The following is a 25,738-nucleotide window of genomic DNA, read 5'->3' on the forward strand; positions in this document are numbered from 1 at the left end:
ATGTGCGCCCCCATCACTTCTGGTGGGAAGAAGTAACTCATGCCTTTCTGAATGGTTTGGCGTTCTAAGGCATCATTACAATCTGATGCCCAGAAACGATGTGTTCGTTTTAGAATTTCAAAATCGATACGACCACCACCTGAAGAGCAAGATTCAATCTCGACTTCTGGGTGCGCTCGATTTAACTCATCAACAAGACGGTATAGCGCTTTAGTCTGACCATGCACCGCAGCTTTACCTTGATGCCCAGGTTGAACCAACTCTCGGTTCATGTCCCACTTAAGGTAAGTGATGTTGTATCGAGTCAGCAGCGCATTGAGGCGTTCATACAAATAGTTAAAACACGCTTCATTTTGTAGGTCTAACACGTACTGCCAACGACCAGATGGTTGATGATACCCTTGTAAACCAAGCACCCAATCAGGGTGATTTCGGTAAAGATTAGAATCTTGGCTTACCATCTCAGGTTCAACCCAAAGGCCAAACTCCATACCCTGTTGGTTTACATGTTCAATCACAGGTTCTAAGCCATTTGGATATTTCACCTCATCCAAATACCAGTCGCCCAGTGCGGTACGTTCACCATCACGCCCCACAAACCAACCATCATCAATAATGAAACGTTCAACGCCCATCACACCGGCCTCGGTAGCCATCTGCATGATGTATTCAGGTTTATGGTCGAAGTAGATCCCCTCCCAAGTATTTAAATGTACAGGGCGAGGCTTATCGGTAGGGAATTGAATAATATTGTCACGAACAAACTGCTGGAAACGCTGAGCAATACCGTTCAAACCAGAATTGCTGTAACAGCCATAGAGCCAAGGTGTTTGGTAAGTACTCTCAGGTTCTAGAATCGATTCACCCGCAAGCAATAACTCTCCTGCTTGTACAAAACGTCGACCATCACTGCGGACATCAGCACGCATTTGATGGTTGCCACTCCAACCTAAATGGAAGCCCCAAACCAAACCATTTTGCTCTGAGAAACCTTGCGTACCTGCAAACATTCCTGGGAAGTTTTCATGTGAAGTACGACCGCGACGGTTTTCTTGCATGAAGCCACCGTGTTCAAAGCGCTGGCGTTGCGTTTGAAACTCATGACACCAGCGGCCATGGAACGTCATAAGCTCATTAGCATGATTCGGCAATGGCAGCGTTGAAGAAAGTTTATTCAGGCAGTATTTATTACTGCCTTTATTGGTGACGGTTACACGCTTTTGGACGACGTCAGATTCGAAATCCAGTTTGATCTCAACCTGGAGCTCCAATAGAGCAATCTTGTCTTCAAGGAAAAAACTCACTTCTTGCTCTTGAACATCGTAACGAACGGTCTTAAACACGGGTGCCCAATCAAGTCCTTCTCTATGACCTTCAATGCCCGGAGCGTTAAAGTGTCCACTGCCCAACTCAGGGCAAAGAGAAAGTGGCACATCCACATCCAGTCGCGCTTGGGAAATCGGTCTCTCTGTCGAAAGCAGAAGATCTTCATCAATACTTGCGATCTTTGCTCCCCAATGCAAAACCTCTGGAACACGCCCTGATTTAATGATCAAACTATGATTTTTACTCTTTAAGTGAATAAATTCGTTCATTACTAATCTCTATTGTTTTCGTAAACATAATATAAAAATAATAGTGAACTCATAACGCCAAATTAGTATCTAAAATCGACAAAAACGTGATTTAAATTGGCTTTAACATTCGAAAAATTTGCACAAGATCGACTGTTTACGGAAACATTTTTAATGTTTTAAAAGACATTTATTTGAGAGTGCGCAGAGTTTAGTTTGGTAAATTTCGGTAGGCTTATTTCACCCTAAAATATTCGATGAGTAGAGCGATGAGTATCACCTTTAAAGACGTAGCAAAACTGGCAGGGGTATCCACCCAAACAGTATCTCGAGTAACCAATGGCTCACAAGACGTCGCGGAATCCACCCGCAATAAGGTTAACGCCGCCATAAAGCAACTTGGCTATGTGCCCAATAAAGGTGCTCAAATGCTCAGTCGAGCCAAGTCCACCAGCGTTGGCTTAGTCACTCTCGATATGGCCTTACACGGTGCCGCAATGATCGCAAATGGTGTGCGAATGCAGGCTCACGATATGAGTTATGGCGTTGCTTTCTCTGTTGTTTCCGAGCCCAATCTCGCGAATACCCGAGAGGCAATTCGTGAACTGATAGCCCAACAAGTCGACAGCATCATTCTCAATGTGCCTTTAAAGAGTGCCGATGCAGAATTGTTAGTGGATCAATATCAACACCTCAACCTCATTTTCATTGATGTTCCTTCTAACAGCCAAGTGAACTATGTTTGTGGTGACCATGCGGAGGGAGCAAAACTGGCGGCTCAACATCTACTTGAGAGCGGACGAACGGACTTTTTGTTGATCACAGGTCCGAACGAATCCAGCGCCTCAAAGATTCGTCATCAAAGTTGGTTAGCCGCGTTATCAGATGCAGATAGTAAGGTGAAGTATCAATATCAAGGAAACTGGCAAGCAGAAAGTGGTTATCTTGGCGTTCGAGAAGCTGTCGCTAAACAAACCCGATTTGATGCCGTGCTAGTCGCAAGTGACCAAATGGCGTTAGGAGTATTACGCGCGCTACAAGAACTGCAAATCAAAGTGCCCGAAAAAGTCGCGGTCGTCGGCTTTGATGGCATCGAAGACAGCGCTTTTTTTAACCCGCCACTCACCACAATCAAACAAGACTTTACCACGATAGGTCGACAAGCTGTGGTTATTGCAGAGAAGCTCAGCGCGAACTCACAAGATGCCCTATTACAGCAACATATTGAAACTCAACTGATTCACAGAGAGAGTAGCCAATCTAAAGTCACTGCTCACTATGAAAAACAACAGATAGAACAACTATTGAGTAAAATTCACAGCTTACTGCCTGAATAGATGTCAGGGAAAAGAAAAAGCGCTAGGGGGAGCTAGCGCTTCAAGACCAACTAAGTCCGTTTAGCCTGGTAGTTTTTTAAGCTACATCATAAGGATATAACCATTTTTTTACTTAGGTAAATCAAAAAGCCTATTCTTTACGACTGCTTTGAGTCGTAAATTAAGTATAGTCGGATTCTTATAATAAATCGGATTTTTCTAAAATTAATTTATATAAAATTGAAGACTACCCTGCACTATAGACTATTCGGAAATCACAGAAGAGATCGCATTCACAATCAATTTTCTAAGTCGCTTATTTTTATCATCTAAATGTTTAGCCTTTCTATAAACAAGCTGTATATCAAAATCCGGAACATCAATAGGTGGTTTCACCGCCAGCAAAGTTTCTTCGCTGCGCGCGACTAGCTTGGGGACAATACACAACAATTCTCTCCCACGAATCAATCGCTTTACTGTTAAAAAATTACTTGAGGCTATAGCGACCTGTCGACTAAAACCCACTTCTGCCAGTCGACTATCAACGCCCGTTTTTAAATCACCAGAAGGCGACACAAGAGCATGCTCCACAGAAACAAATTGCTCTAAAGACATAGGTAAATCAATAGACAAGACCGATTTATCAAACAAGCAAACATGTTCCTCAGTGTATAAATGCTTTGTTCGATAATGCTTTGGTACCTGACCAAAACTACCGATCGCAATGTCGAGTTTGGCATCTTCAAAAAGTTGTTGATAGTTGCTCCGGTTTACATTGAACAACGCGACTTGGGAGTAAGGAGAAGATTGCTTAATAAGGTCAAACAATATTGGAGCGAACATCTGCTCAGCATAATCAGTGAGACCAATCTTCCAAGTCCCTTTATAAGTCGCGGCATCAAACGATTTAGACAGTAACACCTCTAACTGAATGGTATTGAGTAAAGTCTCTACCGTACTGGATAATTCGATGGCTCGATCGGTCGCCTCCATCCTGCTACCAACACGCTCAAACAAAGGGTCATCAAACAACTTTCGAAGCCGTTGTAAACTATGACTCATTGCTGACTGGCTGACATAACAACGTTCAGCTGCCTTGCTAACGCTATTGGTTTTATACAGCGCCTGTAATGCAATCAACAAGTTAAGGTCGATCCCTTTCCAGTTAAAATCAGCCATAAAACAAAACCTATATTATTCATAGTTATAATTAAAACAATTAATTTGAATCATAGTTTAACTCCACCTAAATTACGCTAAACATTTATCTGGAATCGATCATGCTTTCAATTTTTAAAACCTTTTTCTGGCTTGGCTGGATTAGCTTCGGTGGACCAGCGGCGCATATTGGCTACTTCCGTAAAACATTTGTTGAGAAACTGAATTGGTTGTCCGACGAAGAGTACGGGCAAATAGTCGCACTCAGTCAGTTTCTACCGGGCCCAGGTTCAAGCCAAGTTGGCTTTGCGGTTGGCTACAAAAAAGGAGGCTTGACTGGTGCGATAGCTGCTTTTATCGGCTTCACATCCCCATCGGTCATTCTGATGCTGATATTGGCTTTAGTGAGCAACCAACTATTGGAAGCGCCGTTGTTCAACTCAATCATCCACGGACTAAAGCTGCTCGCAGTTGTGGTTGTAGCTGACGCCACTTTCGGCATGTATAAAAACTTTTGCCAATCAAAGATAGCAACAGCATTGTGTGTGATTACAGCGATTGTCCTGCTGTTAATTCCAGGGATCTGGCCGCAAATTTTTGTACTTCTGTTTGCAGCTATCATTGGCAGCACGTTTTTGACTTCACAAGAGTTAAAGACAGTCCCATCGACACATAAGATATCCATAACGCCGCTTGTTATTTTTGTAGCACTATTGGTTGGTTTACCTCTGTTCAGTGCATATTCTCAAGGCATCGAAGTGTTTGGGTTATTTTACCAAGCAGGCAGCTTAGTCTTCGGTGGCGGTCACGTGGTTCTTCCGTTGCTACAGAATGGTATTGGCGACCAACTGTCTCAAGATACCTTCCTAACAGGCTATGCTGCTGCGCAAGCGGTTCCCGGCCCGATGTTTACGTTAGCTACTTATCTCGGTTATATGTTAATGCCATCAGCACCGATTACAGGTGCACTGCTCGCAACAATTGCCGTGTTCTTACCGGGCTTCTTATTGCTACTAGGTGTACTGAAGAACTGGCAGGCAATTGCGAGTAAACCTTTGGTGGCTGGTGCTCTTACCGGTGTGAATGCAGCAGTTGTTGGTCTATTACTTGCAGCCCTGTATCAACCTATCTTCACCAGCGTAGTAAGTAGTGGCTTAGATTTCGCATTGATCATTGTTGGTGTTTGGCTATTGAAAACCGTGAAGATGCCGATTGTAGGTTTAGTTGGGATATTCATGTTATTTGGTGCCGCTACTGGCCTGTAACATTAAACAGGAAGTAGGAAGCTAACTGCTAGCTTCCTACTCTAATGCTTAGAAACAATTTTAATTCCATGAAAATTGAAGAATAAATTACAATCGATAAGGGGGGCAAAACTCAACGGCCAAAACGAGTTTTGATTGTCAGGAAGGTAATAGTTTAAAAAGGCAATTAAGTTATTACATGGATTAACATGTTCTCTCGCCATTATGTAATCGTAATTCCAGCCCTTTTTTAAACCGTGTTTTCTTGTCGTCATATAACGCCCGATCTTCCAAGCGATTCCTGGATCGGTAGGAATCAAAATAGACAGAGTTCCCCCTGGTTTTAACACTCTTAACCACTCTTTGATCACCAAATGAGGCTCGTATAGGTACTCCAATATATGAGTTGCGATCACGCGATCAAAACTGTTACTTTCAAAATCTAACTCACAAGCATTAGTTACGTTAAAAGTGAGTTTGTCATAAGAATTGATATGGCTGAGTTGCTTATCTGCTACTTCTAGTGCTGATGCATCACCATCACTAACAGGCTTTGTTGCGTAATTCAGTTTAGAGACAGAGCAGCCCCATTTCGCGTATTTCTTAGTCAATACGACAAGTTTCAGGCATACCTAATCCAGTAAGCTTGTTCAACGCTTTTATCATCGCGTAAGTTTCACCCACCTGTGCATTATAATTTATTAAGCTCAATCGTCCTCCTAGTAACTGTTTAACTCGATACATCGCCGTTTCTGAGAGTGAACGTTTGTGGTATCCATACCGCTCTTTCCAATACTTATTTGAGCCGTATAACTTCTGACAACCCACGGCAATATTTCGAGGGTGACCACGCTCCCAGAAGGCTGCTCCTTCTCTTGGGGGAATAAGCGCAATGGCCCCCTTAATCTTAATAGCAGCGTGACACGCTCTCGTGTCGTAAGCGCCATCACCAGACACCTCAAGGATACTTCGGCGTGTTTGTTTCAGTAAGTTCGGGAGTACTTCTCCATCTGTAACCGTCGATAAACTTAGCTCGGCGGCAATGACCTCATGAGTGTTGGTATCGACGGCAATATGAAGCTTTCGCCAGACTCTACGCTTGCCATCCGTCCCGTGTTTTTTGACTTTCCATTCACCTTCGCCATAAACCTTAAGGCCAGTAGCATCAATAGCTAGGTGCTGTATTGCTCCTCTCGCTTTAGTCTTAAATGAAACCTCAACTTGCTTGGCTCTACGACTGATGCAGGTGTAATGCGGACAACTTAACGGTACATGAGCTAACCTAAATATCGAGTCGATAAATCCTTGAAGCGCTCTCAATGGCATAGAAAAAACTCGTTTGACCATAAGTGCTGTCGTGATAGCTAAATCACTGAACCGACGCGGCCTCCCGCGCTTATTCTGTTTGCTTTGCGCCCACCCGCTTATTGCTTCTTCATCAATCCAAAAGGTCAGAGAACCACGGTTAATGACTGATTGGTTGTATTGCTTCCAGTTGGTTGTTTTGTAACGTGGTTTAGGCATAGGGCTACGAGATAGAGTGAACGTAGCTGATCAGATCGTAGGTTCTTGATTGAGTTCCATTGAATTACGCAACAAAGCCCAACTTAAGCACAAAACGCAACATATCTTCGAGACCCATTTCGATCTCGACAGGGACATGAACAACAACAATCAACTGCCAGCCAAACTGTTTACTTCAGAAGTCGTCAACTTTGTTATGGACAACATAAACAAAGAGATCAGAGAAAAAGAAATTGCAGAAAAATGTCACTGTTCAACGACCTACTTTTCTAAAAAGTTTCATCTACACTTTGGAGTAAGCTTTAGGGACTTCGTGTGCGATAAACGAATCCTACTAGCAAAAAAATTGATTGAGGCAGATACCGAATCAAAAATAGCCGTTATCGCTTATCAATGTGGATACAAAGATGTCTCGTATTTCTCAAGAATCTTTAAGAAAAGAACAGGTGTGACACCTGCGAGCTATAGGCGTGCCTGCATGGATAACATAAAACGCTAATTTTACTCCCTAAAAGAAAAAATCATGGTACATTTAACATGATTTTAACAAAAAATAATAACTTAGCGAAAAACATGGAGTTAGACAATGATTCAGCCTAACGAGTTTAGCCAAGAAAAAGCAACAGCTCTCCCTACACCCAATGACATGATTTTAAGATGGGCAGAAGAACGTCCAGATGAAGTCTACTTAAAACAAATAATTAACCGCCAATTTGTTGAGTTCACTTATAAAGAAGTGGCCGACAAAGCACTAAAACTGGCATCAGCATTAGAGGGACTCGGAGCTCAACCCGGTGACCGAGTCGCTCTCGTGTCTAAAAACTGTGCAGAGTGGTTTATCTGTGACCTTGCCATGATGTTAGGAGATTTTGTCAGCGTCCCAATCTTTCCTACTGCTGGCACAGACACCATTCAGTATTGTATTGAGCACAGTGAAAGTAAGATTGTGATTACAGGCAAACTTGATGATCCTGCGGCAACTCAAAAAGTACTCGATGACAATCCGAACTTAGTGAGCATTTCGCTACCATACGATAGCGCTGCGAAGTGCCAACACACTTTTGAACAGCTCATCGATACACACGAGCCATCAACCAAACGTCCTCAACATCACGATGATAAGCTAATGTCACTTGTCTATACGTCTGGTACATCAGGACTACCAAAAGGTGCTATGCTCACCTACGGCGCCTTTACGTGGTCTGTACAAAGGTTGATCGATCATATTGGTATTCAACCTGGCGATCGTTTGTTTTCTTATCTGCCGCTCGCCCATATCACAGAACGCGTTTATATCTTTGGCTCTTCAGTAGCCGGTGGTGTGGTCACCGCTTTCCCAGAGTCGTTAGACACATTTATTGATGATGTAAAAATGCATCGTCCAACTTTGTTTATTTCAGTGCCTCGTTTATGGACTCTATTCCAACAACGAATTCAAGATAAGTTACCGCAGAAAAAACTGAACTTCTTACTTAAAATTCCGTTCGTGAATAACCTCATTAAGAAGAAACTGGCTGATGGTCTGGGGTTAGACCAAGCTCGCGTTCTTGGCTGTGGCTCAGCTCCGGTATCACCAGCTCTACTTGCATGGTATGAGAGTGTTGGCCTACACATTACCGAAGCTTGGGGAATGACTGAGTCTTTCGCCTACAGCACGATTAACTACCCGTTTAGAGCAGACAAAATTGGCACTGTGGGTAATGCTGGTCCGGGCATTGAACTCAAAATTGCAGAAGACGAAGAGATTTTAGTTCGAAGCAAAGGCATGTTCTCTGGTTATTACAAAAATGACATTGCAACTCAAGAATCTTTTAACTCAGAAGGTTGGCTTCATACGGGTGATATTGGTGATATTGACAGCGAAGGCTATTTAACGATTCGTGGGCGTAAGAAAGATACCTTTAAAACCGCGAAAGGCAAGTTTGTCGCTCCTGTACCAATCGAAAATAAACTCTTTGAGTACAGTCGTGTCGAAATGATGTGTTTGATAGGCTTAGGCTTACCTGGCCCTATCCTGCTCGTAGTGCCGCATGACTTCCCTAATTTTGATCGGGCTCGTTACGAAAGAACAAGCAAACGCGTCATTGAAAAAATGAACGAACAGTTAGCTTCGCATGAGAAGATCAAAGGCGTACTGATGATTAAAGAACCGTGGAGTATTGAGAATGGCGTGTTAACACCAACGCTTAAAATCAAACGACATATCCTTGAGCAGAAATATCATGAGGTCGGTCATAACTGGCCGAAAGATAAATTAGTGGTTTGGGAAGAATAGTCAAAATCGAGAAGGAGCCATTTTGGCTCCTTTTTTGTAAGCTTACATTATAAGTACTTAGTACAATCAACAGAATCACTACTCTTGCAATCTAAACCGACGTCATTTCTCATTAGATGACTTAACGATTATGAGCAAACAAGTTGGATGGAAATAGATATCTTTGATATAAGCATGACACCTGGCGTACAAGTTAACTTATGTTTTGATCCTAGCTCACCGAGGAAAGAGCGTATTGCGGCGTTTACTGAATGGCTACATGAAGAAGTTTCTGATATCTCAAAGATCTAGCGTTGGTTTTGGTGTAACTCTTCCTAAGAAGAAAGAGTTCGTCTGATCATCTGAATCACTCCCAAAATGACTTTCTCACCTCTTCATTAGCCTGACCTCGGGTAATACCAACATCTTCAAGTAAATGATCTGACAGTTCAGCTAGGTGCTTTCTCGTTCTACGGTTCTGAAAATAAAGTCTAAATTTAGAATAGAATTCCTTAACTGATAATGATGAAAACAATGCTTGATGACGATTTGTTCTCGCAGTTATCGTGTTCATAACCTTTCTCCTATTGATTCACCGCTTTGTTATGGTCAATAATCGACCAACAACACACTCGCGACAAACGATAGATACTGGTATTCAGTTAAGGAAAACTAATGTGAGAGAGCGAACCCCACCTTTTCAAGGGATCTACTATTTTTATACTGCAGCTGAAACAGGCAGTTTTAAACTCGCGGCTGAAAAGCTGTTTGTCACGGCAGCTGCCGTCAGCCAACAAATTCGTCAACTTGAAGAGTGGTTAGGTGCAGACTTGTTTATTCGTCAGCACCGAAAAATAGTATTAACCCATGAAGGCGAAGTACTGTACCTGCAAGCGAAGAAAGGCTTTGCCCATATTCAAGATGGAGTAAGACGAATTAACCAAGATCCAAACCCTACTCAGCTGTCGATTTCTACCGTGCCTTCCTTTGCTCAGCATTGGCTAGTACCGAGAATTGGCGACTTTCGCGATCGCCACCCTGATCTATCCATGTTAATTGAGCCGACTAACAAGCTAGTCACGTTTGAAGATTCTAATATCGATATCTGCGTTCGATATGGTCATGGAAATTACCCAAATATCGAATCACGCTGGTTGATGGACGAAGTAATTTATCCTGTCTGCCATCCTATTTACCAAGAAACGCATGGAATTCATTGTATAGATGACCTTCACAAAGCCGAACTGATTGAAGATCGCTGGCCAGATATGGATTGGAGTCTCTGGTTACAAGTAGCCGGGGTAAAAGCTGGCCGCACATCATTACAATTTGATGGTTCGCATTTCGTTTTAGAGAGTGCGCTATCTGTTCAAGGAGTCGCCCTTGTTAAGCACAGTTTGGTGTATCGCTATCTACAAGAAAGGAAATTAGTTCGGATAGGTAACATCGCACTTCGGCCTAAATACAATTACTATTTATGTGCACCCGCTGGTTACTTTAACCGTGAAAAGATAAAACGTTTTGAAGCATGGATGCAAAGCCAGGTTCAGCTATTTGGTTATAAAGGGCGGGAGGAGCTTTCTATTATCGATACCGACTACCAGTTGAAATGGTCGGATAATTCACCTGATTAACCTGATATACTTAGCCCAAATAAATGGCGAGAACATCTCATGACACAAGAAAACAACCCACTTCACGGGATCACCTTACAAAAACTACTGACTGAATTAGTTGAACATTACGGTTGGGAAGAACTGAGTTATATGGTGAACATCAACTGTTTTAAAAAAGATCCGAGTATCAAATCTAGCTTAAAGTTTTTGCGTAAAACGGACTGGGCACGTACCAAGGTAGAGCAAATTTACGTACAGTTGAAAACCAATTAATTACCTTTAACACAGCGCACTAATTATGGTACGAAAGTATGAGTAATTAGTGTTCGCTCCAAGCTAAAACTTAATTTCATATTAAAAATCAAACACTAAGAAAATATCGCGTTAGAGTTATTGAATAATATTCAATAAATACTACTATTATTTAACCTAAGATAGCGATATCAAACCCCCTAGCTTACGGATAATTATAGACTTTATGTTTGAATAAATAGAGAGGTCATCATGGAAGCTGGTTCTGAACTCGGTTTGGACATTCATGTACTTACCCGTAATAACTCATACTTACGGGTGATAAAAGACCTACTTGGTTTATCTCTTCCTAATGCTCAAATAACCCATGCTCAGTGCTTCATGCAAATACCCAAACTAGCACCTGAAACTGTAGTTTTATTTGATATTCAGACTATGCCTTGCCCCAAAAGATACGGGTTTATTCTCCATGAACGACACGAGTTCTGGTTAGCGGTAAATGTCAATGACAATACATCGACAATATGGCTAGAAAAAGGTTTTTCGGGACAAGTAGGTCAAAATTTCGAATTCATATCGAAGGCAATACTCTGTGTTTATCAAGAAGATATATGGTTTCCTAGAGCTATTCTAAATAAGCTTGTCTCTTTTTATCAAAATAATGAACCAAGCTTTGAATCTGCTTGCGAAAATTTAGTTAATTATAAAGAGTTAACAAAAAAAGAAAGGGATACTTGCTCATTGATCCTAAAAGGGCTGTCAAACTCTCAGATAGCATCTCAGCAACACGTCAGTATCAACACAGTGAAGACTCACTCATCAAACTTACTTCGTAAATTACACTTACGCTCCAGGTATGAACTTCTTGCTCAGGTAAAAAGCTTTAATTAGATTCCATATAGCAAGGTCACAAGAAATTAGTAAGATCACAAGAAAAGTGGAATATAACAAAACTCATTCTAAACTCACCCTATGTAAGCGATATTTTTCACTCTATGTGATGAGGTTTGGCACTTTGTTCCCTCGTAACCTTTAAAGGTGATGCACGGGTATGCATCTTAAATCAACGAGGGATTGAGTTATGAAAAAGTTACTTCTTGCTACTGCTGTAGCAGCCGCTTCACTTTCTTTTGGCGCTTCTGCGGTTCAATTTAACAATGCGGTGGACTTTACGACACTGAGTAAAACGGACCAAAAAACGATTCGAATCGAAGGGCGAGTTCCGAAACGCTGTCTATTACGAATAGGCAAAAAAGACGTGAAGAATAACGTTCTACGCAAAGCGAACAAAGTACACGAGGATTCATGGTCAAATGGATTCAACAATAAAGAAGTATTAGTGGGTAACTTACGTGCATGGTGTAATTACGGTACTGATTTGGAATTTTCAGTAACGGCTTACCAGCTAAACGGTGTAACCAAGCACAATATGAGTGAGAAAATTGACTACCAAGTAAAAATTGGTTCAGAATCGGTCGCGGATACCGCAAGCGACCACGGCTTGGAAATGACGGCGTCGCCAATACCATCATTGGGCGAACACTTGGTGAACAGCATCAACAAACATCCAATTTATGTTCAACCTGAAGATTCAGGCTTTGCACGAGCAGGTAAATACAAAGGTAAAATTAAAGTGAGTCTTGCTGCGGCAGGTCCAGCAAGCTAAAAGCCGATGACACTTTAAGGATGATGTCTTTTAGACAAATAAAACTTGGCTCGGTTATCGAGCCAAGTTTATTTTATGGAGAAATATCAATGACTAGGATTATAACTCTTCTATTTTCTTTATTTTTCAGCTCAGCCCTTTTCGCGTACGAAGTCAGTCCAATCTATCTAGAACTCGATGATGTTGGTCGAAATGCACAAGGCTTGTACAAAGTGACTAATGTGGAAGAAGAACCAATCCTTCTAGAAGTAAATGTCTACCAAACTGATTTTTCTACTGGCGAAGAAATTTTAACACCAACGGAAGATGAGTTTCTCGTCCTCCCACCTCAAGCTAAAATTGACGGGCTAAAGTCTCAGACTTTCCGCGTACGTTACATGCCAACAGGGCCAATAAAACAAACTGTCACTTACCGTATCGTCTTTTCACAAATTGAACTAGAAAATCAAATAGAGGAAGATGAGGACAGTTCTATTTCCATGTTGCTAGAGTTTGCAACTTTGGTTTTTGTCTCTCCCACATCCAGTAAATCGATTCCAACCACGACAGTTCAAAACAGCCAGGTCGCTATCCGCAACGATGGCAAACGAGTACTGAATATGAATGGTATGGAGTTTAGCTTCTCTGGTGGCAAAGCAAACAAAACAGTTGATTGGGAAGTATTAAGTAAAAAGACAAGCGCTTATTTAATGCCAGGAACGACCGTCAAGTACACTTTACCAAGTGAATTAGGGCAGCCAAAGAAAGTTTCTGTTAAAACAATCGATTAACGAGACTCTCGTGAAGAATCTCATTTTATGCCTCACATTAGTCACAGCCATACAAACCGCGTTTGCGCAAAGTTGGTTATTCCCATTTCCCCTGACTTGGGGTGAGAACACTATAGGTGAAGTGAATGCGTATTCTGATGGTATGACTGTTGGCTCTATTAACGTGGAACAGCTTGCTCAGTCAACTCAAAAGCTGATCAACCCTGAGACACTGACAGCGTTACGAAATTTATCCGAAGAATACATTACGATCAAACAACTGAACCATATGGGCATCAGTGCAACCTTCAACTCTTCCGATCAAAATATTAATTTAGTCATTGATGAAAAGGCTGCAGCTGAGTTCTTGCTGTCGTTTGGTAGCAAGTATGAACCGGCTAAATATTCAGAAAGCACTTTTTGGACAATACAGAATACACTGAATGCGAGTACGGACTACTCCTTATTCAGCGACTCTAATACAGAGGACACGCAAACGTGGCTTGGTGAGTGGTTATTAAAAGCCAATATTGGTGGCGTTCGAGGCGCCAATCTTGACATTTCCGGTTTTGTTAGCGGTGGTAACGATATCAACTCTGATGTGTATCGTGGCGAAGCTCGTCTTTTCTTTGATGAACCTAATACCCCTTTTCGACTAACCTTTGGTGATGTAACCCAAGCAAGTGCTGGACACCTTCCTAGTACACCTCTCGGAGGCATTGCTTTTGAACGTTTGTATCAAGACTTACAACCTACCCGAAATATCCAAAATGGAGGAACTCAACCACTGGTATTGAATGAGAGCGCTGATGTCGAAGTCTATATTAACGACGTTTTTCTCACTGAAATTCGCTTACCCCCGGGGCGATATACACTTGACGACTTGCCTCTCGTTTCTGGTACCAATGACGTTCGATTGGATATAAGTTATCAATCAGGTAGGACCGATACCATCGTTTATAGCCAGTTCTTTAACTCACGTTTGTTACGTGAAGGCATTTCTGATTTTGGCTTCTACTCTGGTTTAACGTCGACGATTGAAGATAACAACTTTAAGTATGACGACGAGCAATGGGTAACTTCTGGCTATTACGACTATGGTGTCAGCGATACCTTAACAATTGGCGGAAACGCTCTGTATCACCCCGAAGGGCAACAAGTCGGCATAATTGCAACAATTGGTTCTGATTGGGGGAACTTGGGGGTTCGAGCCTCTGCACAAAACAACAAGCCCAGTAATGATACAGGTAGTATCTACAGCTTAGATTACTCCCACCAATTATGGGGAACAGACAGTTACGGCTCCCCAAACTTTCGTCTTGGAAGTGAGTATCAAGATAATTATTTTGCATTGCCTTGGCAGATTACGGATGCAAATACTGGGCTCCGCGTCTTTTCAAACTACGTTTTCAGTATTACGGATAACCTTAGTTTAATCCTGAGTGGTGACTACCGTGACTTTGAAGAGTCAGAGGTGCAATGGCAGGCTTCTACGGAAATTGCTTGGCAATTTTACAATCTAGCACTTTCTGCAGGTGTAGAAAAAGAAGAGAACCCAAATGAAAACATTGACGAAACTCGGTTTACTTTTTCTGCAGATTGGGATTGGAACTCTGACAATGGAGAATACAATGCAAATATATCCTACTCCAATGAACCAGATACCTATCGAGCTCAATTTCAACGCCCTTCAGAGGACTATACAGGCAGTTACGGCTATGCGGTGACAGCAGAAGGCGATACTGATTCTCAAGCTTACTCAGTCGAAGGTAATTATGTGGCAAACCGTTTTATCACAGATGCTAAGGTTTCTCACCTAGCATTTGATAGCTCAGCAAGTTACCAAACCGCTTCTTTACGAGCAAGTACAGCGCTTACGTTGGCTGACGGTAACTTAGCTTGGTCACGACCTCTCAATGGACCAGTGGCAATTATTGCCGTCCATGACTCGTTAGATGCTGATGTAGAAATAAATGCGGTTGCAGACGATCCTGCAGAATCGATATCTACCTATACTATCAGTAATGCCGTTCAGTTGTCTGGAGGCCACCAACTGTCCACTGTCTACATTGATGCGCCAGATGCACCTATAGGGTATGACTTTGGCGACCACGAGTACAACATTACGCCAGGAACACAAACGGGCCATCTAATAAAAATCGGTTCTGCAGCATCGAAAACCATCATAGGTAAGATTGAGATCGGGCAAAACAAACCATTAAAACTCATCCAAGGTCAGTTGGTTGGACAACAGAAAACGTATGAATTTTTTACTAATCGATCAGGCAGGTTCGTTGTGGAAGGCGTTGCGCCGGGTAACTACACCATCGTCATAGATGGTTTTATCCCAACAAAATTAAACGTCCCAGAAATCAATGACAACCTGATTTACTTACCAACTTTACTCATTAAAGAGGGATAAACCATGAAACACTTACTTAAGCTCTCAGTGTTCGGTTTAACCATGTTATCTCAACCACTTTGGGCCGAATGCAATGGCAAATGGACACTAAACGTCGACAGAAGCAATATTGAATTTAAGCGAGATTTGGGCGCTTATATTCCTGCTTATCTAGAGTTGTCGCGTGATATTCAGAGCTGTCGATTCCCGATGGCCCTAGTATCGATCAACAATAAACAATCTAGCTACTTAAGTTCAATCGGAGCGAATTTGCCCCTGACAATTCTGGACAAAAACTTTCGTCAATTGAGTCACTTTCCTAGCAAGGGCTTTCAACTACCTCTGGATAATAGCCAAAGGACGAAGTTTTGGATAAAAGTTCCAGAGGCTAAAGTAGCTGCGTCAGGTAACTACACCGGACTTCTTGAAGCCTCTATTTCCCTAAATAGAAAACGAGAGACAAAAAATGCCAAAGTGAAACTCAACGTCCCTGCGTTTGTAGCTTTCAACTCCGTTCCTAACGCACCAAACCTTCAACGCTCAGGTAGCTCAGGTTATCGCTTCCAGCTTGGTGATCTTGAATCTAACCGCACCTATCGCTCCGATTTTGATCTTCTTTCAAACTCGAATGTAAGGTTAGTCGTAAAGCAGAAATATGGTGAATTAAAGCAGAAGTCGGAACCCAATATCTCGATCCCATATACGTTGCGATTTAATAACGCCTTGGTAAACCAGAAGTCAATTTTTACCTTCTCAAACAATGATGAAACCAAACGTTGGGGGGTTCCCCTTGAAGTAATGCTAGGTAACATCGACTTTGCGAGAGCTGGTAAATATCAAGATACGATAACGGTTGAAGTAAAGGCTATGCCATAGAGGCACGTGATAAGCAAACTTACGGTTTAATCAGTGGACAAAGGAAAATACCTCCAAACTGTAACGAACACCGTATATGACTTTATTACTATCCAACGAAAAGGAACTGATGCATTCCCAGTAATTTTAAGTGTTTGGATATAGACACTTAAGATAGGAGAACAACATTGGTTTAGTTGATAACAAAAAGCCCCGCAAGCTTTCACTTGCGGGGCTTTTTAGCTAATTTAGAAAAGGGCTAATTACTTACCAGCTTCTTTTTCTGCTTTAACTTTTGCAATCACTTCGTCAGCAACGTTAGTTGGACATGGTGCGTATTGTGCGAATTCCATAGAGAATTGGCCACGACCAGAAGTGATAGTACGTAGGTGACCGATGTAGCCGAACATCTCAGAAAGAGGTACGTCAGCTTTAATACGAACACCAGTAACGCCAGCTTGTTGATCTTTGATCATGCCACGACGACGGTTAAGGTCACCGATAACATCACCAACGTGATCGTCTGGAGTAAACACGTCAACGTTCATGATAGGCTCAAGAAGTTGCGCGCCAGCTTTAGGCATAGATTGACGGAATGCACCTTTCGCTGCGATTTCAAATGCGATTGCAGATGAATCGACTGCGTGGAAACCACCATCGAAAAGTTCAACTTCAACGTCTAGCGTAGGGAAGCCAGCTAGTACGCCGTTATCCATCATGCCAGCAAAGCCTTTCTCAACTGCAGGCCAGAACTCTTTAGGAACGTTACCGCCCACAACTACAGAGTTGAACTTGAAGCCTGAACCAGGTTCACCTGGTTTGATACGGTAATCGATCTTACCGAATTGACCAGAACCACCAGATTGCTTCTTGTGCGTGTAGCTATCTTCAATTGCTTGAGTGATAGTTTCACGGTAAGCAACTTGAGGAGCACCTACAGTTAGGTCAACGCCGTATGTACGCTTAAGGATATCTACCTTGATGTCTAGGTGAAGCTCACCCATACCTTTCAGGATAGTTTCGCCAGTCTCTTCGTCAGTTTCAACTTGGAAAGATGGATCTTCTGCAACCATTTTACCGATCGCGATACCCATTTTCTCAGAACCGCCTTTATCTTTTGGAGATACAGCGATAGAGATTACTGGAGTTGGGAAGACCATTGGCTCAAGCGTAACTTGATCTTTAGGATCACATAGAGTGTGACCAGTTTGAACGTTCTTCATACCAACGATCGCAATGATGTCACCAGCTTGTGCGCTAGTTAGTTCGTTACGGTCATCTGCTTGCATCTCAACCATACGGCCAACACGCTCAGTCTTACCAGTAAATGAGTTAAGGATCGTGTCACCTTTGTTCAATTTACCAGAGTAAATACGAACGAAAGTTAGAGCACCGAAACGGTCATCCATGATTTTGAATGCAAGAGCTTTGAATGTTTCGTCAGTAGAAACGATAGCGTGTTCGCCAGTTTCTTCGCCGTTTTCATCCATTAGAGGTTGAGGATCAACTTCAGTTGGTGCTGGTAGGTAATCTACTACAGCATCAAGGATAAGTTGCATACCTTTGTTCTTGAACGCAGAACCACAGAACGTTGGGAAGAATGCGATATCACGAGTACCTTTACGGATACAACGCTTGATATCTTCAACAGAAGGCTCTTCACCTTCCATGTAAGCTTCCATTAGGTCGTCGTCTTGCTCTACAGCAGTTTCGATTAGCTCTTCACGGTATTGCTCAACGTCATCAACCATGTCCGCAGGAACATCAGTGATTTCGTAGTTTTCAGGAAGACCAGTGTCATCCCAAACGTATGCTTTACGGCTTAGTAGGTCTACAACACCAACGAACTCGTCTTCACGGCCGATTGGTAGAACCATAATTAGAGGAGTAGCACCTAGAACGTTTTTAACTTGGTCAACAACGTTGTAGAAATCTGCACCCATACGGTCTAGTTTGTTAACGAAGATCAGACGAGATACTTCTGATTCGTTAGCGTAGCGCCAGTTAGTTTCTGATTGAGGTTCAACACCACCAGAACCACAGAATACACCGATACCGCCATCAAGAACTTTAAGAGAACGGTATACTTCAACTGTGAAGTCAACGTGTCCAGGAGTATCGATAACGTTTAGACGGTGATCGTTCCAAAAACAGCTTACAGCTGCTGATTGGATAGTAATACCGCGCTCAGCTTCCTGTTCCATGAAGTCAGTCGTTGATTCGCCATCATGTACTTCACCAGTCTTGTGGATTTGACCAGTTAGCTTAAGGATACGCTCAGTGGTAGTTGTTTTACCCGCATCAACGTGCGCGAAAATACCAATGTTTCTGTATTTCGATAAATCTGCCATTGTCTTACTCTGTTAATAGGATATAAAATGCGCGCAGAGTATATCACAATCTGTGAAGACTGATAGCTTTGCATGCATTTGGGACTAAAAAACTTTGCCTTTTTCTAACATGTAGAAAAAGGCAATCTGTAGAAACAATCTAAGTGATTGTTAAGTTTAGTGCTAACTTAAAGCGCAATTAGCGCTCAAGTTAAACTGATTTTCTGCTGTATAGAGTAGCTGAAGTGGGCTCAATTACAACTCATCAAAAGCATTAATTGCTTCTGATAATTTTTTCACACCGTGGATCTGCATTCCTGGAATGCCACCTTTCGGCATGTTCGCTGCCGGTACAATCGCTTTCTTGAAACCGTGTTTAAAGGCTTCATTAAGACGTTCTTGCCCACTTGGTACCGGTCGAATCTCACCCGCTAAGCCTACCTCGCCAAATACCACCACATCTTTTGGCAATGCGCGGTCTCTGAAACTCGAAAGTAATGCCATCACTAAAGCAAGATCAGCACTGGTTTCGGTTACTTTAACACCACCGACGACATTCACAAACACATCTTGGTCAGCCATTTGTAAGCCCCCGTGTTTATGCAGCACCGCTAATAACAACGAAAGTCTGTTTTGTTCTAAACCAACTGCAACACGGCGCGGATTTGCCAGCTGGGAATAATCCACCAGTGCCTGGATTTCAACAAGAAGTGGACGTGTCCCTTCCCATACCACCATAACAGAACTACCTGACGTTTCTTCTTCGCCTCGAGATAGGAAAATAGCCGATGGATTACTGACTTCTTTAAGGCCTTGGCCTGTCATTGCAAACACACCCAACTCATTGACCGCACCAAAACGGTTTTTGTGACTACGCAGAGTTCTGAATCGACTATCTGTTCCGCCATCGAGCAGTACAGAACAATCGATAATGTGTTCAAGCACTTTTGGTCCCGCCAACGTACCATCTTTAGTGACGTGCCCAACTAAGAACACAGCAACGTTATTCTGCTTCGCGTATCGCGTTAACGCCGTTGCCGACTCACGAACCTGGGCAACACTGCCCGGTGAAGATTGAACATCAGCTACATGCATAACTTGGATTGAGTCGATGACCATGATCTTTGGCTGTTCTTTTTCAGCAACCTGGCAGATCTTATCAACGTTGGTCTCAGAGAGCATCTTTAGGTGCTCTTTTGGCAACCCAAGTCTAGAAGCGCGCATTGCAACCTGCTGTAGGGATTCTTCGCCAGTTACATAAAGTGTCGGTAATTGAGAAGAGAGCTGACACATGGTCTGCAATAACAGCGTTGATTTACCTGCCCCAGGGTTACCACCAATCAGGATCGCAGCGCCAGGAACAACACCACCACCGAGTACGCGATCGAGTTCTTTGAAACCACTGCTAAAACGTGGCACTTCTTGTAGATTAATTTCAGATAATGTCTGAACGCTCGATTCTGTTACAGAACCAGCATAACCAGATAATCTTTCATTGCGCGCTACCTGAGGTGAAGCGGCTAACCTAACTTCTGTAATCGTGTTCCAAGCACCACATGCGTTGCACTGCCCTTGCCAACGTGGAAAGTCAGCGCCACAGTCATTACACACATAAGCTCGTTTTGCCTTAGCCATAAAACCTCAATAATTTGCTTGGTAACTGGTAAATGTTACTATTTTGTGACCTTGTTGACCGTACGCATTAAAATAAACGTTGCAGTCATACCACTTATACTTAAAGATCGATTGAAACTAGCCGATAACATCAATGCACCGTCCATTCTAACAAGAAAAATATGCAGCAATCTGAAATTCTATCTGTAGCAGAACGACTTATCCCGGCTTACCACGCCGAAGATTTCGAATTCCTTCTTTCACAAATGACAGAAGGCGAATCGCCGTCTCTAAAGCTACTCGTTAAAATGGAACTGAATCGTATCATGGCTCCGTGTACAAAGAGCATTGATTTACGCGGGCGTATTGATAATGAATGTCGCCAGTTCACGCTAGACGGCCGTAAACACTGGCTTGATGACATCGCTTTGAATGCTTACCAACGCGGCACTAAAAAGTTTAAAGGTTACACAGAGGGCACGTGGGAGTTGGTAATGACACCACGAACTCAGCCACTTCGCAGTGTTGTTAATATCTCCTCTCAAAATAAACATGACATCACCAATGCGAATAGTCCATATGAAGCAGAAGCGATTAACTTGGGCTACGATTTAAAACGTCAAGAAAACAGACTCAAGATCAGTTCACAGGTTGAAGTGACAACATCTAAAGGTCAAAGCCTACATGGTGTGACAGTTGATATATCTCCGTCAGGCGCAAAATTCAAAGTACCAAGCACCTTTCGATACAATCTTGGTGAAATCATTAGTGTTAAATTCACAGAGTTGGTTGAGAAATCTCTAGAGATCGATGTTAACAAAGCCATTGAATTCCGTGTTTTGGGCATTGATGAATCTTATGAAAACAATGCTGTCAAATTTTTAAGAACCATCAAAGTAAGCGACAACAATATTTTAGCTCGCTTACTCGATGAATCTTTAAATAGTTCAAGTAAAAAAACCAGCCATGAGAACCAAGATAGGGTTATTCGAACTCGTACCCGAGGTATCGAACACACCTACTTAAAACACACCTGTAACCTTCCCCTATTTTTCAGTGGTAGCGAACTAAAACTGGCTCTGCTCACGGATAACAACCATCCATTGTGGCAATACTGGCACGACGAACGAAACCAGCAAGCTTTGGGTACCTTATTCAACGAACAAAGAATGAACTTGCTGGCCAAGCCAGGAGTAAAGGGAACCAGTAACGTTATCTACTCTTTTACTCACGAGCATCAAAATAAGACTTTATTCTACTCGATGATGCTACCGGAGGCCTCTCGCGAACAACGACAACTGTTCTGGCACATCGGTGGTAAGCGTAAAAGCTGGAAAGCGTTCAAGTTCTCTGTCTTTGAGCTATCAGAGACTGAGCGACAATCTTTAGCTAAGCACTCGGATACGCTCGCTCAAAGCTCAGAGCAACTGACGCATTGCGGTATATTGCAAGAGATCGGCGATCACGAAAGCGCTGCGGATTACCTACTGAGTGAAAAACCTCGCATTCCAAGCAGTGAACTGAACCGTTTCCGTCACCCACGTACCGTTGTTGGAAATATTCAAAGTATCTACTTTGACTCTCAAACTCGTCGTAAAGAACCGAGATACAAATTTAAATCTCCTTTGCAACTGGCCTCACAAGATGGCACAACAGCGAATGGACACACTTTGGATATCTCGAAACGTGGACTCAGTATTACTCTTGAGCATCCAATGGTACTCAAGACTAGTGACTCTGTATTAGTGAACTTTAATGAGCTTCAACTCTATGACAAAAATTTGCCATTAAGCACAGTTCCATACCACGTTATTCGAGTAAGTCCTAACGGTCGCAACGTACAATTAGTGATCGAAGAAAACGCGAAGACTATGCGAACCATCGCATTCCTTAACGGGCTTATCGATCAAAACCAAAGCAAACTGATTAAGAAAAAAGAGATACTACCAACGCATTCGTTGCTTGAATCACTGCACAACATTTTGCTGAGCAAGATGGTGAGCAGTCCAATATTCATTGATAAACCAAGCTCAACACTGCGCTGTAAGATCATTGGTGTGAATTTCCCATTGAATAAGCATCTAGCCTTGCTCGCAAAGCTTGGACACAATCAAAAGTTCTCACTCGAACCTATTTTCAAAGGGCACTCTAACTCGCTACTAGCTGAGCCACTAAAAAGGATTGAAGGGGCAGAACCTAAACACCATGACGTCTACATTGCTGCGGTTAAGTTTGGTGACAAGATCCAATCCGTACATACGAAACTGGTCAAAGATTTCACGTCTGCAAAAGAGCGAATCTTATTCATTAAGAAGGCACAGCACTTAGGTGACGTATACGTATTGCGAGTCACGACAGCTCCCATCTTTAATCCACTCACCAGTTTATTCCAATCGGATTTAGAAGAACTTGCACGAATCAGCATGCACCAGGCGAAGAAATTAGAAAATGAGGTCACCGCTTTTATCGGTTATGGTGAGATAGAAGATATTACCGATGAAGTATTGATCCGATTAGAGTTAACACGTTAAACACTGACGTTACACTTAATTTAAAAATCAAAAAGCAGGCGGAAAGCCTGCTTTTTTTGTATCTACTCTGCTATTGCCAAAAACGACCAATAGCGCTGAGAAAGCCCTAAGGTTTGGCTTGCCAGCTAATCTTTTGCTGCTTAGCTAATACACCCGACAAGATACAAAGCACACCACCTAAACCGGCGTAACGCACTGCGGTTTGAGCTTGCTGCTCTACCTTGGGTTTTGCATGGTAAGCTATCCCTAAGCCCGCAGAGCCCATCATCACCAAGTCGTTAGCACCATCACCCACAGCAACCGTGTTATGCAGTTCAAGTTCATACTCTTCCGCTAGCTCAACTAAGATATCCGCTTTAGTCTGCGCCGAAACAACATCACCTAAAACTTCACCCGTCAACTTACCATTAACGATTTCGAGGGTGTTTGACTGAGCGTGGTGAAGATCAAGTGTATCTTTTAGGTAATCTGAGAAGTAAGTAAAGCCACCGGATGCGATAGCAGTTTTCCAGCCAAGTTTATTGAGCGTATTAACAAGTTCAACAAGGTCTGGCATGAATGGCAGAGATTGACGCACTTGCTCAAGAATCGCTTCATCAGCACCTTTAAGTGCTCCAACCCTCTGGCGAAGGCTCTGTTCAAAATCGAGCTCACCTTGCATTGCGCGCTCTGTAATTTCAGAGACTAACTCCCCCACTCCAGCTAACTTAGCGATCTCATCAATACATTCAATTTGAATCGCTGTGGAGTCCATATCCATCACAATCAAACCTGGCTTAGATAAGTCAGGGACCTCGCTAAGGCAAGCATAATCAAGCTTTAGAGCCTGTAGGATTTCTTCATGTAGCGGCGTTAAATTTCCAGACATCAATGCCACTTCGTATTTGCCCACTTTCCAAGTATCTAGAATAGTGTTGTAAGTGCCAGTAAAGAAATCGATGTCATCGAAAGATTGTGGTGATAAGTACTCGCCAAATACGATCCAATTGGCTTTAGCTTTAGCGAGTTGAGAAGCGAAACGAGTCTCGGGAAGTCGAGTTAATAATGTCGTATGCCTTTTAATCGGCAGATATTTCTGAGCGTCCATGTGTATGATTCCTAATTAACTATGCTAAACGTTAACCTATTGCAATTTGAAAACGCAAGTCTCAATATGTCTTAATCATAACATTTGTTATTTCAGGCTTCGTTAAACATGAATGAATCATTGTTCTCAATACGTAACGCTTTACGAATGTTAGCCCTCATTTTGTTGGCTACCATGTTCGTCGTGACGATTAAAAATACGGTCGTGATCAGTAAAGGCAACGAGAAAATCCAAGCAAAACAACTAGAGACACTAACCAAGGTTCTTATCTCTCAGGCATCACTTTCTGCTAGTAAGATGATCACGCAACAAGACCAAGAACGACTGCTTGAACTCACTAATCAGCTGTCTCAAGATCGACTGGTATTCGATACCACCATCTACGATGCAGAGGGTATTCGACTGGCATCGAGCGAAAAAGCACTCTCGGTACGCGAAGTTCTTGGCTTAGACACGCCACTTTCAACAGCAAGTATCGGCAGGCAGCAGTTAGTCGAACCTATCTACTCACCAGAAAAAACGATCATCGGTTTTATTCGTGTGACGTTTGAAACGGGGAAAATGACGGCGATTTCTGATCACCACTATCGAAAAAGCGATCGTTATATGATCGGTATGGTCTTAATGGGCTTCGTCAGTGGTGTGCTGTTCATTATGCTGATTCGCAGAAGACAAACGAAATCTGGCGAGAACTTACTGCTTAAGAATGTAAGCTCTTAACGGCTTAAAGGGATCCAATAAAAAGCCCCGACGCTCAGGCAGCGACGGGGCTTTTTGTTATCTAGTGTCTAAACAAATCATTGAGAATAACGACTAACGCTACATTGGCCCTTAAGCCACCAAAGATTTACTCTTGGTCACCAAGAAGCACAGAATCCAGTGCAATTATCATCATGTCGTTGAAAGTTGTTTGACGTTCGTCTGATGTCGTTTGCTCACCCGTTTTGATGTGATCAGAAACAGTACAAATAGTCAGAGCTTTTGCGCCGTATTCAGCACATACGCCATAGATACCCGCCGCTTCCATCTCTACGCCGACGATGCCGTACTTGTCCATAACTTCGAACATTTCAGGGTCTGGCGTATAGAACAGCTCAGCCGAGAATAGGTTGCCCACTTTTACGTCGACACCGCGAGCTTTGGCTGCCTCTTCTGCCGCGCGCACCATTTTGTAATCTGCGATAGCCGCGAAGTCATGACCTTTAAAGCGAATACGGTTCACTTTTGAGTCGGTACACGCGCCCATGCCAATCACCACATCACGCACTTTGATATCTTCACTCACTGCACCACAACTGCCGACACGAATGATCTTTTTCACACCAAAGTCTTTGATCAGCTCAGTCGCGTAAATAGAACAAGATGGAATGCCCATACCGTGCCCCATGACTGACACCTTACGACCTTTGTAAGTACCGGTGTAACCAAACATATTACGAACATCACACACCTGAACCACTTCTTCTAAGAAGGTTTCAGCAATGTATTTAGCGCGTAGCGGATCGCCTGGCATTAGAACTACGTCAGCGAAATCACCCATTTCAGCATTAATATGTGGAGTAGCCAT

The 25,738-nt window shown here is 42.7% G+C and carries 21 protein-coding genes and 2 pseudogenes; 14 read left to right on the forward strand and 9 right to left on the reverse strand.

The genetic code is table 11. The annotated features are described in order from the left end of the window. On the reverse strand, window positions 1-1,595 hold a 1,595-nt coding region (locus IQO02_RS06495; protein WP_228006016.1), incomplete at its 3' end, for an alpha-galactosidase. Between the two features lie 248 nt (window positions 1,596-1,843). Here IQO02_RS06495 and IQO02_RS06500 point away from each other — a divergent pair. Beyond that, entirely contained in the window at window positions 1,844-2,911 is a 1,068-nt protein-coding gene (locus IQO02_RS06500; RefSeq protein ID WP_010436267.1) for a LacI family DNA-binding transcriptional regulator, read from the forward strand. Window positions 2,912-3,154: 243 nt separating this feature from the next. Here the strand turns inward: IQO02_RS06500 and IQO02_RS06505 are convergent, their stop codons facing one another. Next, window positions 3,155-4,069 carry a LysR family transcriptional regulator gene (locus IQO02_RS06505; RefSeq protein WP_016787777.1) on the reverse strand — a complete coding sequence of 305 codons (915 nt, stop codon included), beginning with the start codon at window positions 4,067-4,069 and terminating at the stop codon, window positions 3,155-3,157. 101 nt (window positions 4,070-4,170) lie between these two features. Here IQO02_RS06505 and chrA point away from each other — a divergent pair, with 101 nt between their 5' ends. Beyond that, on the forward strand, window positions 4,171-5,313 hold the full coding sequence (gene chrA, locus IQO02_RS06510; RefSeq protein WP_193838516.1) for a chromate efflux transporter: 1,143 nt from the start codon (window positions 4,171-4,173) through the stop codon (window positions 5,311-5,313). 41 nt (window positions 5,314-5,354) lie between these two features. Here the strand turns inward: chrA and IQO02_RS06515 are convergent. Both IQO02_RS06515 and IQO02_RS06520 read right to left on the reverse strand, forming a co-directional pair. Then, window positions 5,355-5,840, reverse strand: a pseudogene (locus tag IQO02_RS06515) (class I SAM-dependent methyltransferase); the annotation flags it as partial. A 55-nt stretch (window positions 5,841-5,895) separates the two neighbouring features. Then, on the reverse strand, window positions 5,896-6,816 hold the full coding sequence (locus IQO02_RS06520; protein WP_193838517.1) for an IS5 family transposase: 921 nt from the start codon (window positions 6,814-6,816) through the stop codon (window positions 5,896-5,898). A gap of 79 nt (window positions 6,817-6,895) precedes the next feature. Between IQO02_RS06520 and IQO02_RS06525 the strand changes: the two are divergent. The 3 genes and pseudogenes from IQO02_RS06525 to IQO02_RS06535 all read left to right on the forward strand — a co-directional run. Further along, a pseudogene (locus IQO02_RS06525) lies at window positions 6,896-7,315 on the forward strand (helix-turn-helix domain-containing protein); the annotation flags it as partial. 87 nt (window positions 7,316-7,402) lie between these two features. Further along, window positions 7,403-9,091 carry an AMP-binding protein gene (locus IQO02_RS06530; protein ID WP_010436237.1) on the forward strand — a complete coding sequence of 563 codons (1,689 nt, stop codon included), beginning with the start codon at window positions 7,403-7,405 and terminating at the stop codon, window positions 9,089-9,091. A 147-nt stretch (window positions 9,092-9,238) separates the two neighbouring features. Continuing rightward, window positions 9,239-9,382 carry a hypothetical protein gene (locus tag IQO02_RS06535; RefSeq protein ID WP_016790418.1) on the forward strand — a complete coding sequence of 48 codons (144 nt, stop codon included), beginning with the start codon at window positions 9,239-9,241 and terminating at the stop codon, window positions 9,380-9,382. A 55-nt stretch (window positions 9,383-9,437) separates the two neighbouring features. Here IQO02_RS06535 and IQO02_RS06540 read toward each other — a convergent pair whose 3' ends face one another. Next, window positions 9,438-9,644: a DUF1127 domain-containing protein gene (locus IQO02_RS06540; RefSeq protein ID WP_010436235.1), complete on the reverse strand. Its 207-nt coding sequence runs from the start codon at window positions 9,642-9,644 to the stop codon at window positions 9,438-9,440. A gap of 103 nt (window positions 9,645-9,747) precedes the next feature. Here IQO02_RS06540 and IQO02_RS06545 point away from each other — a divergent pair, with 103 nt between their 5' ends. From IQO02_RS06545 to IQO02_RS06575, 7 genes are all read left to right on the forward strand, one after another. Then, window positions 9,748-10,704 (forward strand): LysR substrate-binding domain-containing protein, encoded by a 957-nt coding sequence (locus IQO02_RS06545; RefSeq protein ID WP_016767633.1) that lies wholly within the window; start codon window positions 9,748-9,750, stop codon window positions 10,702-10,704. Window positions 10,705-10,743: 39 nt separating this feature from the next. Beyond that, window positions 10,744-10,959 (forward strand): VF530 family DNA-binding protein, encoded by a 216-nt coding sequence (locus tag IQO02_RS06550; protein ID WP_010436225.1) that lies wholly within the window; start codon window positions 10,744-10,746, stop codon window positions 10,957-10,959. A 231-nt stretch (window positions 10,960-11,190) separates the two neighbouring features. Then, entirely contained in the window at window positions 11,191-11,829 is a 639-nt protein-coding gene (locus IQO02_RS06555) for a helix-turn-helix transcriptional regulator (RefSeq protein WP_016790415.1), read from the forward strand. A gap of 190 nt (window positions 11,830-12,019) precedes the next feature. Continuing rightward, window positions 12,020-12,604: a hypothetical protein gene (locus tag IQO02_RS06560; protein WP_010436221.1), complete on the forward strand. Its 585-nt coding sequence runs from the start codon at window positions 12,020-12,022 to the stop codon at window positions 12,602-12,604. An 89-nt stretch (window positions 12,605-12,693) separates the two neighbouring features. Then, window positions 12,694-13,374 (forward strand): molecular chaperone, encoded by a 681-nt coding sequence (locus tag IQO02_RS06565; RefSeq protein WP_010436219.1) that lies wholly within the window; start codon window positions 12,694-12,696, stop codon window positions 13,372-13,374. A 10-nt stretch (window positions 13,375-13,384) separates the two neighbouring features. After that, window positions 13,385-15,775, forward strand: a complete 2,391-nt coding sequence (locus IQO02_RS06570; RefSeq protein WP_016787786.1) for a fimbria/pilus outer membrane usher protein — start codon at window positions 13,385-13,387, stop codon at window positions 15,773-15,775. A gap of 3 nt (window positions 15,776-15,778) precedes the next feature. Continuing rightward, on the forward strand, window positions 15,779-16,630 hold the full coding sequence (locus IQO02_RS06575; protein ID WP_065612571.1) for a hypothetical protein: 852 nt from the start codon (window positions 15,779-15,781) through the stop codon (window positions 16,628-16,630). A gap of 242 nt (window positions 16,631-16,872) precedes the next feature. On the opposite strand, the gene fusA is transcribed toward IQO02_RS06575, so the two are convergent. Beyond that, window positions 16,873-18,960, reverse strand: a complete 2,088-nt coding sequence (gene fusA / locus IQO02_RS06580; protein WP_010436214.1) for an elongation factor G — start codon at window positions 18,958-18,960, stop codon at window positions 16,873-16,875. A gap of 234 nt (window positions 18,961-19,194) precedes the next feature. Further along, window positions 19,195-20,574: a DNA repair protein RadA gene (gene radA, locus IQO02_RS06585; RefSeq protein WP_010436213.1), complete on the reverse strand. Its 1,380-nt coding sequence runs from the start codon at window positions 20,572-20,574 to the stop codon at window positions 19,195-19,197. 161 nt (window positions 20,575-20,735) lie between these two features. Here radA and IQO02_RS06590 point away from each other — a divergent pair, with 161 nt between their 5' ends. Then, window positions 20,736-23,084, forward strand: a complete 2,349-nt coding sequence (locus IQO02_RS06590) for a PilZ domain-containing protein (RefSeq protein WP_010436212.1) — start codon at window positions 20,736-20,738, stop codon at window positions 23,082-23,084. A gap of 106 nt (window positions 23,085-23,190) precedes the next feature. Here IQO02_RS06590 and serB read toward each other — a convergent pair whose 3' ends face one another. Continuing rightward, window positions 23,191-24,171: a phosphoserine phosphatase gene (serB, locus tag IQO02_RS06595; RefSeq protein WP_010436210.1), complete on the reverse strand. Its 981-nt coding sequence runs from the start codon at window positions 24,169-24,171 to the stop codon at window positions 23,191-23,193. Between the two features lie 108 nt (window positions 24,172-24,279). On the opposite strand from serB, the gene IQO02_RS06600 reads away from it, so the two are divergent. Next, complete coding sequence (locus tag IQO02_RS06600; protein WP_010436208.1) at window positions 24,280-24,891, forward strand: YtjB family periplasmic protein; 612 nt, start codon at window positions 24,280-24,282, stop codon at window positions 24,889-24,891. A 127-nt stretch (window positions 24,892-25,018) separates the two neighbouring features. Here the strand turns inward: IQO02_RS06600 and deoD are convergent, their stop codons facing one another. Further along, the gene (gene deoD / locus IQO02_RS06605; RefSeq protein ID WP_065612570.1) at window positions 25,019-25,738 is read right to left on the reverse strand and encodes a purine-nucleoside phosphorylase; all 720 of its coding nucleotides are present in this window, start codon (window positions 25,736-25,738) and stop codon (window positions 25,019-25,021) included.

The sequence above is a fragment of the Vibrio sp. OPT24 genome (genome assembly GCF_015163545.1).
In the GTDB taxonomy this organism is placed as follows: Bacteria; Pseudomonadota; Gammaproteobacteria; order Enterobacterales; family Vibrionaceae; genus Vibrio; species Vibrio cyclitrophicus.

Bases quoted from the DNA above. Each gene is read 5' to 3' on its own strand.
- serB (WP_010436210.1), bottom strand. From the start codon at position 24,171: ATGGACGCTCAGAAATATCTGCCGATTAAAAGGCATACGACATTATTA.
- IQO02_RS06530 (WP_010436237.1), top strand. From the start codon at position 7,403: ATGATTCAGCCTAACGAGTTTAGCCAAGAAAAAGCAACAGCTCTCCCT.
- IQO02_RS06535 (WP_016790418.1), top strand. From the start codon at position 9,239: ATGGAAATAGATATCTTTGATATAAGCATGACACCTGGCGTACAAGTT.
- deoD (WP_065612570.1), bottom strand. From the start codon at position 25,738: ATGGCTACTCCACATATTAATGCTGAAATGGGTGATTTCGCTGACGTA.
- IQO02_RS06520 (WP_193838517.1), bottom strand. From the start codon at position 6,816: ATGCCTAAACCACGTTACAAAACAACCAACTGGAAGCAATACAACCAA.
- IQO02_RS06500 (WP_010436267.1), top strand. From the start codon at position 1,844: ATGAGTATCACCTTTAAAGACGTAGCAAAACTGGCAGGGGTATCCACC.
- IQO02_RS06540 (WP_010436235.1), bottom strand. From the start codon at position 9,644: ATGAACACGATAACTGCGAGAACAAATCGTCATCAAGCATTGTTTTCA.
- IQO02_RS06505 (WP_016787777.1), bottom strand. From the start codon at position 4,069: ATGGCTGATTTTAACTGGAAAGGGATCGACCTTAACTTGTTGATTGCA.
- radA (WP_010436213.1), bottom strand. From the start codon at position 20,574: ATGGCTAAGGCAAAACGAGCTTATGTGTGTAATGACTGTGGCGCTGAC.
- IQO02_RS06590 (WP_010436212.1), top strand. From the start codon at position 20,736: ATGCAGCAATCTGAAATTCTATCTGTAGCAGAACGACTTATCCCGGCT.
- IQO02_RS06565 (WP_010436219.1), top strand. From the start codon at position 12,694: ATGACTAGGATTATAACTCTTCTATTTTCTTTATTTTTCAGCTCAGCC.
- fusA (WP_010436214.1), bottom strand. From the start codon at position 18,960: ATGGCAGATTTATCGAAATACAGAAACATTGGTATTTTCGCGCACGTT.
- IQO02_RS06555 (WP_016790415.1), top strand. From the start codon at position 11,191: ATGGAAGCTGGTTCTGAACTCGGTTTGGACATTCATGTACTTACCCGT.
- IQO02_RS06575 (WP_065612571.1), top strand. From the start codon at position 15,779: ATGAAACACTTACTTAAGCTCTCAGTGTTCGGTTTAACCATGTTATCT.
- IQO02_RS06550 (WP_010436225.1), top strand. From the start codon at position 10,744: ATGACACAAGAAAACAACCCACTTCACGGGATCACCTTACAAAAACTA.
- chrA (WP_193838516.1), top strand. From the start codon at position 4,171: ATGCTTTCAATTTTTAAAACCTTTTTCTGGCTTGGCTGGATTAGCTTC.
- IQO02_RS06600 (WP_010436208.1), top strand. From the start codon at position 24,280: ATGAATGAATCATTGTTCTCAATACGTAACGCTTTACGAATGTTAGCC.
- IQO02_RS06560 (WP_010436221.1), top strand. From the start codon at position 12,020: ATGAAAAAGTTACTTCTTGCTACTGCTGTAGCAGCCGCTTCACTTTCT.